General features: G+C 73.0%; 10 protein-coding genes and 1 pseudogene. 2 read left to right on the top strand and 9 right to left on the bottom strand.

Annotated elements, in window-relative coordinates; all coding sequences use genetic code 11:
- Positions 1–318 (bottom strand): annotated as a pseudogene (locus ACIBTS_RS29025) (hypothetical protein); the annotation flags it as partial.
- Positions 319–540: 222 nt separating this feature from the next.
- On the opposite strand from ACIBTS_RS29025, the gene ACIBTS_RS29020 reads away from it, so the two are divergent.
- Entirely contained in the window at positions 541–3,132 is a 2,592-nt protein-coding gene (locus tag ACIBTS_RS29020; RefSeq protein WP_399323228.1) for an NACHT domain-containing protein, read from the top strand.
- 5 nt (positions 3,133–3,137) lie between these two features.
- On the opposite strand, the gene ACIBTS_RS29015 is transcribed toward ACIBTS_RS29020, so the two are convergent.
- Positions 3,138–5,339, bottom strand: a complete 2,202-nt coding sequence (locus tag ACIBTS_RS29015) for a hypothetical protein (RefSeq protein ID WP_399323227.1) — start codon at positions 5,337–5,339, stop codon at positions 3,138–3,140.
- A 170-nt stretch (positions 5,340–5,509) separates the two neighbouring features.
- On the opposite strand from ACIBTS_RS29015, the gene ACIBTS_RS29010 reads away from it, so the two are divergent.
- Complete coding sequence (locus ACIBTS_RS29010) at positions 5,510–6,427, top strand: hypothetical protein (protein WP_399323225.1); 918 nt, start codon at positions 5,510–5,512, stop codon at positions 6,425–6,427.
- Between the two features lie 38 nt (positions 6,428–6,465).
- On the opposite strand, the gene ACIBTS_RS29005 is transcribed toward ACIBTS_RS29010, so the two are convergent.
- The 7 genes from ACIBTS_RS29005 to ACIBTS_RS28975 form a co-directional block, all read right to left on the bottom strand.
- Positions 6,466–8,715 carry a hypothetical protein gene (locus ACIBTS_RS29005; RefSeq protein WP_399323223.1) on the bottom strand — a complete coding sequence of 750 codons (2,250 nt, stop codon included), beginning with the start codon at positions 8,713–8,715 and terminating at the stop codon, positions 6,466–6,468.
- A 3-nt stretch (positions 8,716–8,718) separates the two neighbouring features.
- On the bottom strand, positions 8,719–10,155 hold the full coding sequence (locus ACIBTS_RS29000; RefSeq protein ID WP_399323221.1) for a hypothetical protein: 1,437 nt from the start codon (positions 10,153–10,155) through the stop codon (positions 8,719–8,721).
- A gap of 5 nt (positions 10,156–10,160) precedes the next feature.
- Positions 10,161–11,240, bottom strand: a complete 1,080-nt coding sequence (locus ACIBTS_RS28995) for a hypothetical protein (RefSeq protein WP_399323270.1) — start codon at positions 11,238–11,240, stop codon at positions 10,161–10,163.
- A gap of 17 nt (positions 11,241–11,257) precedes the next feature.
- Positions 11,258–13,885, bottom strand: coding sequence for a hypothetical protein (locus tag ACIBTS_RS28990; RefSeq protein ID WP_399323219.1), 2,628 nt, complete (start codon positions 13,883–13,885; stop codon positions 11,258–11,260).
- Positions 13,886–13,912: 27 nt separating this feature from the next.
- Positions 13,913–15,487: an Hsp70 family protein gene (locus tag ACIBTS_RS28985; protein ID WP_399323218.1), complete on the bottom strand. Its 1,575-nt coding sequence runs from the start codon at positions 15,485–15,487 to the stop codon at positions 13,913–13,915.
- 108 nt (positions 15,488–15,595) lie between these two features.
- Positions 15,596–16,090 carry a nucleotide exchange factor GrpE gene (locus tag ACIBTS_RS28980; RefSeq protein WP_399323216.1) on the bottom strand — a complete coding sequence of 165 codons (495 nt, stop codon included), beginning with the start codon at positions 16,088–16,090 and terminating at the stop codon, positions 15,596–15,598.
- A gap of 130 nt (positions 16,091–16,220) precedes the next feature.
- On the bottom strand, positions 16,221–16,604 hold the full coding sequence (locus ACIBTS_RS28975) for a hypothetical protein (RefSeq protein WP_399323215.1): 384 nt from the start codon (positions 16,602–16,604) through the stop codon (positions 16,221–16,223).
- Positions 16,605–16,659 lie beyond the last annotated feature (55 nt).

The raw sequence follows: 16,659 nt of genomic DNA, 5'->3' as shown, positions 1-16,659 counted from the left end.
TCAACCCCCGTGTGGGCGGGGACAGTTCCGGGTTTCAGGTCTCCCGCGTGGGCTGAGTGCGCGCTCAGTCGGAGGCCATCGGCGCAGATGGTGCCGTCGGCACAACACCCCGTAGCCGACCTCCAGCTCGATCAGCCGCCGCGAGCCCGGCAAGAGCTCGGTGCGGAAGTCGGTGGTGATACCGAAGGCGAAGACATCAAGGTCCAGCTCGTCCACGACCCGCGCGGACCCGCGCCAACCGATCGAGCTGCTCCGGCGCCAGGAACTGCGCCTCGTCCACGATCAGTAGTCGACCTTGCCGCCCTGAGACACCCGGTCGGCAGAAGGCCGACCACCAGGACGGACCCGACGATCATCAAGACCCTCAGCACGGTACGCCTCCACGGGGACCCGAGCGGAATTCCGCGCCGGCAGCGGAAGTCCCCTGGCGAGGCGCCGTGTTCGCGGCGGGCCCGGCCGAACCGGAGCGTGTGGTTCTGGGCTCCGGCCGGGGGCGGCGGATGAGTACAGTGGGAAGGCCGACAACGGGGGCGGACATACATGACGAGGGACTCCGGCGGTGGGCCGCACATCACCAACACCGCGGTCGACTGCACAGCCGATTATCTGATCCAGATCGGGATCCTCGAAGGCGATCTCAATCTGACGCTGCGCATGGAGCCCCCGCCTCACGATGACGACGCTCCGCTGGCCGCGGCCGAGCGCAGGCTCGCACGGAGTCTCCTGTTCCGGTGGCGTGCCGAGGCCGACGCCTGGGACATGACCGATCCCGAGCCGCTGCCCGTGCGCTGGACGCCCAGCCGACGAGTCGCGTCCGCGGGGAACTACGTGCCCGTGGGCTCCGGGGCCGACACCATCGCCGGGACCTTCCTCAGGCTCCAGCCCCGGCGGCGGCTGGTCGTGCTGGGCAACGCCGGGTCAGGCAAGACCGTGCTCTCCGTACTGCTCACCCTCGAACTCCTCGCCCGGCGGCTCACTCAGGGCGAGGACGACGTGCCGATCCCGCTCGTGCTGTCGCTGGAGTCCTGGGACACCCGTCGGCAGCCGCTGGCCGAGTGGCTTGTGGACCGGCTGCGGCAGGACCACCCCGGTCTGCCGCCCGTGGACGGCGTCCATCCCGCCCGACGGCTCGTCCGGGAGCGGCGTGTGCTGCCCGTCCTCGACGGCCTCGACGAACTGCCCAGGCACCGCCGCGCCGAGGCCCTCGACGCCCTCAACGCCGGCCTCGGCAGTCAAGGGGACGTCGTACTGGTCTCCCGCACGGCCGAATACGCCGGCCTCGACCAGGAGGGCAAAGGGCTGCGGCACGCCACGGTCATCGAATCGCTGCCGCTGCGCCCCGACGAGGTCGCGGAATACCTGCGCCAGGCCAGGCCCCGGGCTCGCGCCGCCGCCTGGGCCCCTCTGCTGGAGACCCTTCGGAAGGAACCCTCCGCGCCGGTCGCGTGGGCTCTGAACAGTCCGCTGATGGTGTGGCTGGTGCGCCGCGCCTACGAGCGACATCCGGCCGATCCCGGTGAGTTGGCGGACCAGGAGCGGTTTCCGGACCGGGACGCGGTCGAGGCGCATCTGCTCGACCGCATCGTGCCCGCCGCGTTTCCGGCCCGTCCGCCCGACCCCGGCCGTCTGCACCCGCCCCGCGCCTGGGAGGCCGATCGGGCCGACGCCTGGCTGTCGTACCTCGCGCTGCTGCTGAGCCGCCGCGAGGAGTCCGAACTGGCCTGGTGGCGGCTGTACGCAGCACCGCTGCCCCTGCTGCTGGCGCTGCCCGCGCTCCTCACGACCGGCATTCTGATCTCCGTCGGTATCAGGGCGCTCATGTCCGGCTACGCCGAGAGCAATCCGCTGGGCGGTCTCGGCGTGACGTACGACGTGACGGGCGGCGTCATCCTCGCCGCCCTCGCCCGGACCGTGACCTATGGCTGGTTCGGCCAGCGGCTCGCCGAGCCGCGCCGCAGCGTGAACCCGCTGTTGTTCATCCATGCCCTGCGCTCCGTGGACCGGCATGCGCGGGTGGGCCCGCGGGCGCGCCTGGCGGCACTCGCCGGTGGGCCCGCCCTGGTCGTGCTGCTCCTCGTCCTGTACGTCTTCGTGACGCCTGACTTCCTCCTGATCACACTCGGGATCGGCGGTGTGCTGCCCGCCCTGCTCATGATCGTGTACGCGGCTCCCGCCGACACTGTCGACGCCGCCACCCCCGGCGAACTCCTGCGCGGCGAACAGAGCGCGCTCGTCACCACACTGACGCTGGTGGCCCCGCTGATCGGCCTCGGTGCCGGCGCGGACTTCGCGTTCGACGCACACGGGTCGGGCAGTTGGTGGCCGGCCATCGCCGCCTGGGCGGGCGCCTCGGCGATGTTCGTGCTGCTCAGTCCGTGGAGCCGCTGGATCCTCGCAAAATGCTCGCTGGCCGCGGCCGGACGGGTGCCCTGGTCGCTGATGAGGTTCCTCGGGGACGCCCGTACGGCGGGCCTGCTGCAGTTGTCCGGGGGCACTTACCGCTTCCGTAACCGGCGGCTCCAGGAGCATCTCGCCGCCCACAGCGCGCGGCGGCGGGGAAGCGCCATGCCCGTCTTCGTGAAGCCGCGCGTACCAGTACTCGCGGACTCCCGCGACTTCACCGTGGAACGGACCGCGGGCAGCTACCACGTCCGTGGCCGGTCCCGGAGGCTGCCGCTGGCGCACTGGGCGGCGGTGGGACCCATCACCGGCGTCTTCCTCGTCCGCTTCACCGTGAGCGGCCAATGGCAGGAGCCCGTGAACTGGCTGGTCGTGGTGTTCTGGCCGTTCGCCGGTGCTCTGGTCACCGTGGTCGGCTTCCTCATGCCGCGCCGGCCGGTGGAGCTGGAGCTGACACGGGACGCGATCACCTCGGTGATCGGGCGTAGACGCCGCTCCTACGCGTGGCACGGTATCGAGGAGATCACCGCACGCCGCGCCGTCATTCGGGGTCGGGACATGCGCTTCTACGCGCTCCAGGTACGTCTGCTGCCCACAGCTCCGCGCCCGCCACGCCGCGCCCGGATGGGCGAAGGCTGGTACTTCGTCCTGTCGCTCGGCACGACCTCGCAGGTCGGTCCCCAACTCGCCGCGGCACTCGAGGACTTCGCCGGCCCACGCTGGCGGCCGTGACGCGGTCAGCAGAGCGGCCGGGTCCGGCCGGCCGCTGTGAGCAGGGCCAGGCAGCGTGACGTGACCGTGTGACCGTCCTCGGTGGCATCGACGGCGTACGCGATCGGAGCCCGGCCCGAGGTCCCCTGCGGCGCCGTGATCCGCCAGCGGGCCTCGTACGTGTCGTGCGCCCCAAGCACCCGGGGCGGGTGCCCGACGAGGGTGGCGTGCCAGCCCGCGGGCAGCAGCGGTGCCCGCACGTCGATGGCGAGAGAGCGGCCCGTGACGTTCTCGATGCCGAGCCGGCCGCCGTCCGCCGGGTGCAGGCGCAGCGCGTCCGAGCTGATCCAGCGAACGTTGAACTCGCGCATGCGGAACTGCTTTTCGTCACCGCCCTCCACCAGAGGGCTGATGCCGATACGAAGGGAGTCGACGGTTGTGGCGAAGGGGAAGTCCAGGCCGCTGAACTGACCGTCCTCGTCCTTGTAGTGAGCGTATTCGAACGGAGCCGGGACCGCGCGGGTGCCGACCTGGCCGTCCACGCTGAGGCTCGGTGGGAAGAACCGCTTGACGCTGTCCGGGTCGAAGTCCACCGTGACCTCGCTCAGCGGCAGTGGAAGGCCGAAGTCCACGCGCAGCCAGTTGTAGTCTCGTGGAGATCCCTTGATCGACCAGTACCCCGGGTGGCCCGGGAGCGCCGCGGAGGGCGGGTGCCCCGGAGCCGAATAACCGGCGCCGAGCTTGGGCCAGTCCCAGGTGGTGGCGGCCATGAGGTCGACTTGACGGACCGAACCCCGCAGCGGATGCCGCCACTTGTCGTACGCGCCGGGCACGCCGAAGACTGCGTCCGACGGTACCTCGTCCGCCACCAGGAGGACCAGGACCAGCGGTATCACCAGGTATCCGGCGAGGTGGGTGAGCAGCAGGGTGCGGCGGGCGACGCGGTGGCGGGGGAAGCGGAGCAGGGCGTTCTCCGGACGGCGCACGGGCGGTGGCGTGATGCTCGCGCCGGGGCCCGGGAGCCCTCCGTCGCCGGCCAGCCACCACAGCGTTCCCGCGAGAACCGAGGCGGGGACGCAGCGCAGCGGGATGCCGGTGGCGTCGAGGGCACGCAGCAGATGACCGCCGCCGGCCGCCGCCAGCTCGGCGCGGACGGCGGTGTCGTCGCCCCGTGCGGCACGGGTGTGCAGCAGCGCGAGACGGCGCGGACGGCGGCGCGCGGGCAGGGCGGCCACGACGTGCAGGACACGGGTGACGGCGTGCACGGCGGCGCTGTGCACGGCGGGGTCGTCCACCACCAGCAGCAGTCCGTCGGCCTGGCGCAGGACGTCCAGTACGGCGACCGACTCCTGGCTGCCGTACGCATCCCCAGGCGGGTCGAACAGGAGCAGGGACCGCCCGTCGGCGCGCACGAGCGGCGGCTCGCTCCCGGGCGTGGCGCCCAGTTCGGCCAGTCCCTGCCGGTACACGCCGCCGCGCTGTGCGGCCGGGCTGCCGACGAGCACCACGACCCGCGCCCGGTCGTATCCGGCGGGCAGCGGTTTCGCGCAGTGCGGGCAGCGTGCGGCCAGGCGGCGGACGCCGATCACGGCGGGGAGGCGGGTGCCGCACCAGCAACGGCGGTACAGGGCGCCGTACCGGTCGGGTGCCAGCCGGTGGTGTGCGGCGCCGCAAGTGAGGCACAGGCGCACCGGACGGTCGATGACGCGCCCGCAATCTGTGTGCGGGCAGGGCGCGGGCCCGCGCAGCACCCTGCCCAACCCCGCGAGTGCGGCCCACACCGCCCACCACAGCGTCCACAGCGCACCGCACAACGCCCAGAACAGGAGGGAGAACAGCAGGGGAAGGATGCTCAGGGCCGCCGCGGTCAGTACGACGGCGACGGTCGCGAGCAGGAAGGCCGGGCGCAGGAAGAGCAGTATGCAGCCCCGTCCCCTGCGCACGTCGGGCCTCAGGAACTGCCCGGCCTCGCCCACCGGGTGTCGCTGCCCGACCAGACCGTCCCACCAGGCAGCACGCAGGTCTCTCGGCGCGATGCTGCGGACGTAGACAGGGACGGCCGGTTCTCCGCCGGGATCGGGCACCACGTGCGGGGCTCGGCCGAACGTCCGCCACACGGCGCGCAGCGGGGTCCACACGAGGCGGGGCAGGATCACGAAGACGCTGTGGCCGACGGTCACCACCACCAGCACGGCGATGCCCAGGAGCAGTTCGAGTGGGTTCACCACGGCCTGCTCCCTCCTGGCGCACGGCGCCGGACCACCGTAGCGTGAACAGGCTCTGTCGGCCGATGCCGCCTGTCAGGGCGACTGCCCAGCTTGTCCGGCAGCTTGGGAAACCCCGCGGCAACGGAAGAGCGTGAGCACAACCGCACTACCCCGGACTATGGTTTTCAGGCATGTGGTCAGGACAGCCGCCCGAGGACGAGCGGAACCTTCACAGCGAGGACCCGTACCAACGACCGCCGTGGCCGCAGCCGCCCGGCGGCGGAAACCGGGCAAAGGTGGTCGCGGTCGCCGCGGCCACGACCGTGGTCGCGGCCGTCGGCCTGAGCGGCTTCCTGCTCCTGGGCGGCGCCAAGGACGACCATGCCGGGGGCGGCGGAAACAGCAAAGCGCCGACGGCTGCCTCGAAGAGCGTGACAACCTCGGCGCCGGCGTCCCCCAAGCCGCACAGCACCGAGACCGAGCGGCCGACCGTCCCGGGCTGGAAGGTCGTCGTCAACCCAAAGTGGGGCACGGCCTTCGATGTACCGCCGGGCTGGGACGTCCGGCCACCGGACATGCTGATCGGCTTCGACGACAGCACGGTCGACTACAGCAACCCCGCCAACTGGGGCAAGACCGTCATCGTCATGAGCGCTCCTGCGATCCTCCGGGAGAACTGGTGCCTGTCCGACGACGACAAGGACGGGCGCATGGACAGCACCGGTCTGGCGATGGCGGGCACCAAGGGCTCAAAGGGCTCCAGGAGCACCGCGGAAGTCGCCCTGAGCCTGGCGGACCTGTGGGTGTACGGCGGTTACACGCAGCCGGACAGGAAGAGCATCGTCCGCGACAGGACGGCGCAGCCGTACACGACCAGGTCCGGCGTCAAGGGCAGCATCGCGTGGGCCCGGTCCAGGAACACGCCTCAGAAGGGCAGGTGCGCGGGCGACGGCAAGGCCGTCACGTTCGGCTTCAGGAACTCCGCGGGCGGCTTCGTCGCATGGAGCCTCGTCGGCGCCACAGGCGTCAAGGACGAACTGCCGGACTCGACGATCATGAAGATCCTGAGCACGGTACGCCTCCACGGGAAACCGACGGAGTCCTCCTGAGCCGGCCGCTCGGGCACCGATGAGCGCAGTGGGAAGGCTCAGCAGAGCGGTTCGGCGTCCAGGGCGGCCGTGAGGAGGGCCAGGCAGCGGGCCGTCACGGTCTGCCCCTTCTCGCCCGCGTCGACGGCGTAGGCGATGGGAGAACGCCCTGTGGTCCCCCGGGGAGCCGTGATCCGCCAGCGTGCCTGGTACGTGCCGTGTGCCGCGAGTGTCCGGGGCGGCCGTCCGACGAGGGTCGCCCGCCAGCCCGCCGGCAGCCGGGGCGGCCGTACGGTGATGGCGAGGTCACGTGCGGTGGCGTTCTCGATGGCCAGCCGGCCGTCGGCCGCCGGGTGCAGGCGCAGGGCGTCGGAGCTGCGCCAGCGTACGTTGAACTCGCGCAGCCGAAGCCGCTGCTCGTCGCTGGTCTTGCCGTCGAGGCCGGAGTTCAGACCGATCCGGATGGAGTCGACGGCCCGCGGGACGGAATCGTCGTAGCCGTACGTCTTGGTGAGGTAGGCGCCCTGCTTCTGCCGGTGGGGGTGGGTGTTGGTGAGCCAGTACGTCTGGGCGCCGTTCTGGCCCTCCACGTCGACTCCCGGGGACCACGACGTGACGCTGTCCGGATCGAAGTCCACCGAGACCTCGCTCAACGGCAACGGCATCCCGAAGTCGAGCCTCAGCCAGTTGTCCTTCTCCGGCGAACCCTTGACCGACCAGTAACCCGCGTGTCCCGGCAGAGCGGCGGACGCCGGATGTCCCGGCGCCGAGTAACTCTCGCTGAGCTTCGGCCAGTCCCGGGTGGCGGCCGCGGTGAGGTCGACCTGGTGGACCGAGTCGGCCAGCGGGCGCCGCCACTTGTCGTATCTCCCGGGCACTCCGAAGAGGGCGTGCGAGGGCAGCACGCCCGCCGCCAGCAGGACCAGGGCGACCGGCAGGACCAGGTACCCGGCGAGATGGGTGAGGAGCAGGGTGCGGCGAGCGGCGTGGTACCGGGCCGGGCGGGGCGTCGGGTTCTCCGGTCGGCGCGCACGGGGCGGCGCCGGGGTCTCCCCGGAGCCTGCGGTGCCGGCCGTACCGGCGAGCCACCGCACCGTCCCCGCGAGCTCGGCGGCCGGAACGCAGCGCACCGCAATGCCCGTGGCGTCGAGCGCGCGCAGCAGGTGACCGCCGCCGACCGCGTCCAGCCGCACCCGCACTTCGGCGCCGTCGCCCCGCAGGGCTCGGGTGTACAGCAGGGCCAACCGGCGCGGACGGCGGCGCGCGGGCAGTCCCGCCACGACGTGCAGAACCCGGGTCACGGCGTGCACGTCGACGCTGTGCGCGGCAGGGTCGTCCACCACCAGCAGCAGTCCGCGGGCCCGGCGCACCACCTCAAGACCGGCGGCCGAACCCTGACTGCCGTACGCGTCACCAGGCGGGTCGTACCAGAGCAGGGGTGTCTTGCCGATGCGTACGAGCGGCGGCTCGGCCCCGGGCGCGGCGCCCAGCTCGGCCAGTGCCTGCCGGTGCACTGCGGCGCGCTGTGCGGTCGAGCCCCCGACGAGCACGACGACCCGCGCCCATTCGTATCCGGCGGGCAGCGCCTTCCCGCAGTGCGGACAGCACGCGTCCAGGCGGCGCACTCCGAGCACGGCGGGCAGGCGGGTGCCGCAGCGGCAGCGGTGGCGGAAGGCGCCGTACCGGTTGGGCACCAGCCGCCGGTGTCCGGCCCGGCATGTCGGGCACTGCCTGACCGGGCGGTGGACGACGCGTCCACAACCCGGGTACGGGCAGGGCGCCGGCCCGCCGCGCAGCGCGCGCCCCGCCTGCGCGACCGTCGCCCACACCGCCCACCACAGAGCCCACAGAGCGCAGCACAGCACCCACACCAGCAGCGTGAGCAGGAGCGGAACGAGGCTGAAGGCCGTCGCGGTCAGTACGACGAAGACGGTCGTGAGCAGGAAGGGTGGGCGCAGCAGAAGCGTCAGGCAGCCCTGCCCGTCGCTCCCGCCCCGTCGCGGCCCGCGGAACACGTCCCTGACCAGGTCGGCCACGAACCGGTCGGCCTCGCTCACCAGCCGTTCGTGCCGATCGAGTCCGTCCCACCAGGTCGCGCGCAGGTCGCGTGCGGCGATGACCCGGGCGTAGACGGGCACGGCCGGCTCGCCGTCCGGGTCGGGTGGGGTGTGCGGTGCCCGGCCGAAGGTGCGCCAGACGGTGTGCAGTTGAGCCCACATCAGCTTGGGCAGGGTGACCAGGACGCCATGGCCGACGATCAGGACGACCAGCAGGGTGGTCGCCAGCAGCAGGACCACGGGATTGGACACGGCTCACTCCTTCTGCCGGGCCGCCCCGCGCCGCCACGGCAGCAGTGACGCCCGCTCCGCTTCCGGCTCCTCGGCCCGTACCAGATCCCGCAGCGCCGCATAGACCTCCTTCTCCTCCCAGAGCCCCTGCCGGAACAGCCGCAGGATCCGCAGCGCGGCCGACGATGGTTCCGCGGGAGCCCGGCGCAGGACGTGCAGCGCGGTGCCGGGGGCACCGGCAAGCACGTCCGGAGCCTCGTCCGCGAGAGAGACGAGGGACGCGCACGCCTGTGCATCCAGGGCGGCGGTCCGTAGTTCGGCGGAGGCTTCGAGGGCGGCGAACACCCCGGCGAGGACGGCCGGCCGGCAGGAGCCGGGCAACGGAGCGAGCACGGCCCGTACCTCGCCGAGGGGTGCCGTCCCGTGGGCGAGATGACGCGCGACGGCTCTCCCGAGGTGCTCGGGCGTCAGGCCCGCCTCCTGGAGCCGCAGTTCCACGACGGCGCGTACGAAACCCGCGAGCCCGGAGCCCTCCCCGCCGAAAGCCCCCGCGTCGCCGTCCGGCGCGAGCAACGCGCACCCGGTCCGCAGCCGCCGTACGTCCGCCTCGACGCCGTCCGCAGGTCCCGCGTCCCACACCTCAGCCACGGTGTCCAGGATGTCGAGGCGCCCGTTCCCCAACGCGTCCGCGAGGAAGCGTGCCATCGGGCCGGGCTCCGGACAGCCGTCCGCGGTCAGCCGGTCGAGGTCGAACACCGGACCCGGTGCCCGCTTCCCGGTCTCCGGCCGCGTCCCGATCAGATGGCGGTGGTCGTCCTTCGGCCGCGCGGTGTACGTCGTGAACGTCAGCTCGGCCGCCAGGCCCGCGGGCAGGGTGTACGAGACGGCGGCGATCCAGTCGAGGACACGGTCCGCGTCCGAGGAGACCAGGGTCGCGCCGAGGCCCTCGTCGGCCAGCGCCCGCAGGGCCGCGGTGAGCAGTCGTTCCAGGAGGCGGACGCCGGGGTCGCCGGTGCCGGCCAGCAGACGGCCCACGCGGTCGGGTCCGACGGCGCTGCCGGGGACGAGTTCGGCGAGGTCGGGCAGGTCGTGGCCGTCGCCGGGCGCGGGCGACGGAGACCACTGCGGGGTGTCCCACAGCTCGACGGGGCGCAGGCCCGCGAGTTCACCGGGGGTGGCGCACAGGACGTGGCAGAAGTGGTTGCCCCAGCGGCCGCTGTAGTCCTGGCCGGTGAAGCAGGTCCGGGTCAGCACGGCCACGTCGGCGGTCGGCCGGTCGTAGGCGAACGCCACGGGAAAGTCGTCCTGCCGGTTTGTGCCCGGCGGTCGCGCGTACCCTGTCAGCGGGCGCAGGACGTCGAGTGCGGGGCGGGCGGCCGGGGAGACCGCGGTGAAGCGGAAGCCGCCGTGGGGTGCGTCCGCCGAGGGCGGGGCGGACGTGTAGTGCGCCTGTCCGGCCATGTGTGTCACCCCCGTCCCCGGTCGAGGGCGCCGAAGCGGTGCAGCAGCCACATCAGGGGATCCTCCACTCGGTGCGGCCGTACCACGCCGCCGAGTCCGAGGTCACCGCCCTGCCGGGGCGCGGTACCCAGCGTGGACAGCGCGAACAGCTGGTAATCGGTGCAGAACTGCTGGAGCCGCGCGTCGAGCTGGTGTTCCTGCCAGTGTCGCAGCAGGGCCTGCAGTTCGGCGTGGACGGCGGCTCGGTCGTCGGCGTCGAAGACGGGGCCGGGGCGGCGGGTGCGGTGCAGCGGGGAGTTGTCCGGCAGGTGCGGCCACAGGAGGTCGGCCTTGGTGAGGGCGACCGCGACCGGCACGGTCACCTTGCCGCCGCCCAAGTGGCCCAGCACCCGGGCCAGTACGTCGCCCGACCTGCCCGGCACCCCGTCACCGCCCTTCACGGGTGCGCCGGGCAGGTCCTGGGGGTCGATGAGAACGACCACGGCGTCGGCCGCGGCGAAGTAGCGCAGCTGGGTCTCCATACGGTCGCGCGAGGCGAAGTGCTCGCCCGCCGTGTCGAGGAAGACGAGGGTCAGCACCCGTCGGCGGGTGCGCCCGAAACGGCCCCGCCGGGTGCGGCTGAGCCGGTGCACCAGGGGGCGCCCGGCGTCGTGCTCCGCGGTCTTGGGGACGGTGTGCTGCTCCTCGTACAGGTGCCGTTCGTACCGCTCGTGGTAGTCGGCCATCGTGTCGTCGTCGCAGGGCAGCAGAGCGGCGTCGAGTTCGGCTCCGAGGCGGTGCAGCAGCTCGTGCACGAGGACGCCGATGTAGGTGCTCTTGCCGGAGCTGACCGGTCCGGCGAGCGCCACCAGCCTGCCGGGGACCCGCAGATAGCCCTCCGGCAGCCGGCCCGCACAGGCGGTGCAGCGGAGCCGGGTGGTGGTACGGCCGCAGGTACCGCACACCGCCGAACCGGCCCGTGGGTCGGCGGACGCGAGGACCCGGTCCTCGGCGCAGCCGGCACCACTCGCGCAGACGTACGCGATCTGTGCCCGGGAGATGCTCCGGAAGCAGTGCGGGCACACCCAGCTGCGGCGCCACGGCATTCGCACGTCCACTCCCCTCAGGAGACCTTGAGCGTGTGCGGCGGCGGGTCACGCAGGACGAGCGACTCGCCCACGGCGAAGCAGCGCAGCCCGCCGCTCGGGCCGCGGGCCAGGCGCGCCGACAGTCGGACGTCGTGTCCCGGGCCGAGCGTCACGTCGGTGGCTGCCGCAAGGACCTCCCCGTCGGCGGGCTCCAGCGGCCGGACCGGACCGCGCGAACGGACCAGCAGCAGCCGCTCGGCTCGTACGGTGGCGCGTGCCGTGAACACGGCGGTGACCGTGCGGCGTCCGGGCAGGCCGTGCCGCTCCAGCCGGTAGTCGACGTCGATGCGCGGTGGCAGTGCCGCCGTGCTCGGCTCTCCGTAGGCGGCCAGCCCGCCGAGCAGGGCGATCGGCCGCACCTCGACGTCCACCCCGTCGCCGTCGGCGACCGGCAGCCGTACGCCCGCCTCATGCCGGTAGGCGGCCCGGGTGACCGTGCGTCGCCGACCGACCGCCGCGGCGGTGCTCCGCCAGACGACCTCGACCTCGTCGCCGCTGCCCGGCGGCCAGTCGAAGACGACGGTCACGCCCGTGCCGCCGTGCCGGGTGAGCGTGAGACTGCCCAGGGCCGGCGCGGCGGCCGCCGCATGTGCGCCGACGACGGCATGTTCCCCGGCGACCGTGACCGCGACCACCAGGGTGAGTCGGCCCGGCCGCGTGAACCGCAGCCCTTCCGGGGAAGGCTCCACGACGATCGGGCGCCCGGGGAGTTCCGTCGTGCGCAGCCGGGTGCCGGCCGGCCACGGGGGCGCGTCGTGGAACCCGTACAGGCGCACCTCGCCGTCCGGCAGCGGGTCGAGGCGGGCCAGGAGGCGGCCGTCGACGAGGCGGATGTCCAGGTCGGTGACCGGCTCGGGCGGCGCGAGCGGCGTGGCGGTGCGCCGGACGCCCTCCGTGCGTACGGGCGGTCCGTCGTCGGTGCGGTAGACGACTCGAATCCGGTAGCCGTACGTCGTCGCGTTCGAGACCCCGCCATCGGTGAAGCCGTCGCGGCGGGCGGCGACCGTCACGATCTCACCACCCGGCGCGGTGCGGACGACCTCGACGCCGTGCGCGCCCTCCGGGCAGGTCCAGTCGGCGACGATCTGACGGTCCCCGGGGCGCAGGCGGGCGCCCGCGACCTCGGGCCAGTGCACGACGGGTCCCGCCACCAGCAGCGGCGAGGGGGCGCTGCCGGGTTCGGCGGCCCGGCGCACGGCGACCGCGTAGTACAGCGGGACGCAGGCAGGGGGTCTGCCGTCGAGGTACGAGGTGGCACGCGGCTCGGTCAGCGGCAGCACGGTGCCGTCGGCCACATCGCGGGGCGGGCGCCGCTCACTGCGCAGCAGTACATACTCGGGCTCGCCCCGAGTGGACGGCGAGGGCCGCCAGCGGACGGTGACGCCCGCGCCGTCCCGGGTCGCGGTGAGACCGGACACCGGACGGACCGCGAGCCCTTGTCGCACGGTGTCGATCACCGGCAGGTCGCGGACTGCCGCCTCTGCCTGTTCCAGCAGGTCCCAGGCCCGGTCCGCGTCGGTCGGCGGCAGTCGGCGCGCCTGCTCCACGACCCCGCGTGCCTCGGCGAGTTTCTCGCGCACATGCTCGGCCAGTGGCCGTACGTCCTCGGCGAGCGAGCCCGGCGGCAACCGGTCCGCCACCGCCGCCGCCTCGGCGAGCCGCCCTTCCGCGGCCAGCCGGCGCAGCCGCTCCGAGAGCGGATCCCCGGCTGCCTCGTGCAGCACCGCGAACACCAGTCGCCGCGCGTCCTCCTCGGCGACGGCCAGCTCGTCCACCACGTATCGGAGGAGCGTCGACGGCGTCGCGCGGGCGGCGTACCGCGTCCGCAGCGGGGTCGCCAGTTCATGGCGCAGGATCTGGGCGAGCCCCTCCGGTCCCTGGTCGGTGAGCACTCCGCGGACGGCCGCGATCACGGCCTGGGCGGCTGTGTGCGCGGCGCCGTGCGGCAGGCGGCCCCAGCGGCGCGCCGCTGCCTCGACGACCGGCGCACCGACCGGGGGCCGGTCGAAGACGCGCACGGGCTGCTCGGTCCGCCCGCCGGGTGTGCCGGTCGCGAGGAAGTCGCCGAGGTGCCTGAGTCCGAGCACCTCCAGTTGGCGGCCGCAGCGCGCGTACGCGGGGTGCGGAACCGTCCGCGGCAGCGGGTCGGGTTCGGCGAGACGCAGCCCGAGCGCGGGCAGCAGGTCTCTCACCCGTTCCTCCCGGACCCGGTGGGCGGCGGCGATCTCCGCAACCGTGCGCTCGTCGAGCATGCCGAGCCCGCCCGTGGCCTCCTGCAGAGCGGCGCGCAGCCGGGTCCGCTCGGATTCCGCGCGCCGACTGTGTGCCTCGAGGGCGGCTCGCAGCCGTCCCGGGTCCCCCGCCGCGGCCGCGTCCAGAAGCGGCCGGTGGCTGAGGTACCCGGCCTCCAACTGCTCGATGACCGGCCGGTACTTGAGCCGAGCGCGGCTGCGGCGCCAGCAGGCGCGGACCGCAGTGACCGCCTCGGCGACGGCGGGCCCGTCGATGTGCTGCGGCAACTGGTAGCGCGTGCGCAGATCCTCGGTCACGGGCAACCCGGCGTCGAGCACCTCGCGCCGGTAGCGCGTCTCGTCGAAGACCACGGCCTGCTTCCCCCGTCCTGCCCGCGCTCAGCCGATCCGCTGGCGGCTCATCGCGACCCGGGCCTCGTCGACCGCCTCCTGGGACAGCCCTCCGATCTGGATGGAGATCTCGATCTGCTCGCGGGACTCCCGCTCGGTGGCGACGACGGTGAGCAGTCCGGAGGTGTCGAGCGTGAAGACGCATTGGAAGGGCCAGCGCGCGGGTTTGCCGGGCGGGATCTTCAACGTGCCTTCCGCGACCGGGGCGTTGTGCTCCAGTTCCTCCGACTCCACGGCGCCCGCCTGTTCCATGACCTGGATCCGGACCCGCCGCTGGCCGTCGCGCAGGGTGTAGAAGTCGTCGGTCACCGACACCGGCAGGGTGTCGTTGGCGTGCACGAGGTGGGTGACGTACTCCCGGCCGCCGTCGATGTCCGTGACCTGGATGCCGTAACCGCGCGAGGCGACGGTGGAGATGTCGTAGGGGTGGCGGGTGAGGCCGGTTTCCGGGACGTCCGGGGCCTGTCCGGCGGGGAGTTCGCCGCCGGCGAGGATGTACGTGGCCCGGTCGAGGGCGTAGAGCGCGGCGCCGCGGGCCACCGCGAGGTCCGGGTTGTGCAGCCTGGGCTCGAAGCCGAACTGGGTGCGCAGGGCGGCGGCGACGGCGGGCATCTTGGTGGCGCCGCCGACGAGCAGCACCTCGTCGAAGGACGACACGCCTCGCTCCGCGGCCAGTTCGACGGTGCGGCGGGTGATGTCGACGGTGCGGTCGAGCAGGTCGCGGGTCAGCTCCTCGACCAGTCCCCGGGTCAGCTCCACCGATTCGACCCTGCCCTGGTGCATGACGCGGACGGTGTAGCGCTCGCGGAAGGACAGCGCCTTCTTCGCCTCCTCGGCGTCCTTGCGCAGCTGTGTCTCGGACTGCAGGTCGGACAGCGGGTCGTCGACGTCCGGGAAGCGCTCGCGGAACCGCTCCACCAGGTGCACGACGATACGGTCGTCGAAGTCACTGCCGCCCAGTTCCTTCGCGCCGTCCGTGCAGAGCACGGTCAGCTCCCGCCCGCGCAGGGTGAGGACGGTGGTGTCGAAGGTGCCGCCGCCCAGGTCGTACACGAGGATGGCCCGGTCCGCGCGCTCCTCGTCCCCGTCCAGCGCGCTGTAATCGAGCGCGGCCGCGATGGGCTCGGCGACCACGTCGAGGACGCGCAGCCCGGCGATCTCGCCGGCCTTGCGGGTGGCGTCCCGTTCGGCGAGCCCGAAGTAGGCGGGCACGCTGATCACCGCGTCACGAACCTCCTCGCCGCCGGCGGCCTTGGCGTCCTCGACGAGTTTGCGCAGGATGCGGGCCGAGATCTCCTCGGGCATGTAGGTGCGGCCGTGGAACTCGCGCGGCACCACATCGCCCATGTCCCGCTTGATCAGCTGCACCACGTGCTCGGGGTCGAGGACGGTGGCGTCCTTCGCGCTCTGCCCCACGACGACGCTGTCGGCGCTCTCGAAGTAGACCACGGACGGTGTGGTGTCCGTCCCTTCGAGGTTGCGCAACACGGTCGGCCTGCCGACCTCGTCGATCCGTGCGATACACGAATAGGTGGTTCCCAGGTCGATGCCGTACACGGCCATACGGTCTCCCGCCACCGGGACGGCCGCGCGTCACGGCCGCCCCGTCTGTTGTCCCGCCAGTTGTCCTCGCAGGGCATGTCCTTCATGCCCCGCTGAGAGAGAAGAAGTTCAAGGGGCATCCGGTTCCCAACGGGAAACCACGACGTCGGCCTTGCGCACGACCCGCTCCCCCTGCACGAATCCGGCAGCCATGACGCGCGCCACCGTCCGGTCCGCCTCAGGCCCTCCGGCGGCGGCGCGGCCCACCGGACGCTGCAACGCCATGTCGAATGCCTCGCCGAGCCCGGGGACATACCGCTCGACGCCGGTCCCGGCCACGGTGTCCGCCGCCTCGTCGGCCAGCGCGGTCAGCAGGGACCGCAGTTCGTCGACGCCGAGCGGGGCGGTGACGTTCTCGGCCTGGCGCAGGATCTGGTCGTGCAGCCGGATCAGGGAGTGGCGCACCAGGTCGAGCGCCTTTTCCATCTCGCCCCGGCGCAGTCGCTCTACCTCGTCGTGCAGCCTGGTGACGATCTCCTCACGGCGCTCGGCGAGCTGTTGCTGACGAGCGAGTGCCGCGGTGAACTCGCTTGCAAGCGCACAGGGTTCGTCACGTTCCGACACGGCACTCACAGTAGACCAACAGGGGACGGCACGTCAGCAATGTCACGTTCGGGTGCCGGGCCGGCGCGACTGCGTCGTCCGGTTCACTCGGCCCTCTCCCGCGCCACCGACCCGGCCGCGCACGGCCTCGTCAGCCACCGAGGTTGATGGAACCGTGAACGTCCCGCGCCTGGATGACGGTGCTCTGAGTGCCCCCGGAGACCACGTTGCGTACGTCGCCCGCGCCGGTCCGCGCGCCCTCCAGCGCCTCGGCCTCCCGCCGCCAGGCCGCGAGCGCCTCGGCGAAGGCGGGGTCCTGCCGGGCGCGGAGAGCCAGTGCCTGCGCGAGCTCCACAGCCCGCTCCGAGCTGTCGGGCGCCTCGGCGAGGGCCGTCAACTCGCCCTCGTCGTACCGCTCTCCGTCCGACGGCCGTCGCCTGACCAGGTTTCGCAGGGACGTCCAGATCTGCTCCCCGGCCGCACCCGCGGTACCGCCGGCAAGGGCCATGAGCAGTTCAGGTGCAATCGGGACCACGATGCCCTCCGCATTCTCCAACGCACAGGTCGTAGGTCGAGCGTAGGGCACGGCG

The sequence above is a fragment of the Streptomyces sp. NPDC050121 genome, assembly GCF_044460385.1.
Taxonomy (GTDB): Bacteria; Actinomycetota; Actinomycetes; order Streptomycetales; family Streptomycetaceae; genus Streptomyces; species Streptomyces soliscabiei.
The sequence above is the reverse complement of the archived record's forward strand: the minus strand, read 5'-3'. Positions and strand labels throughout refer to the sequence as shown.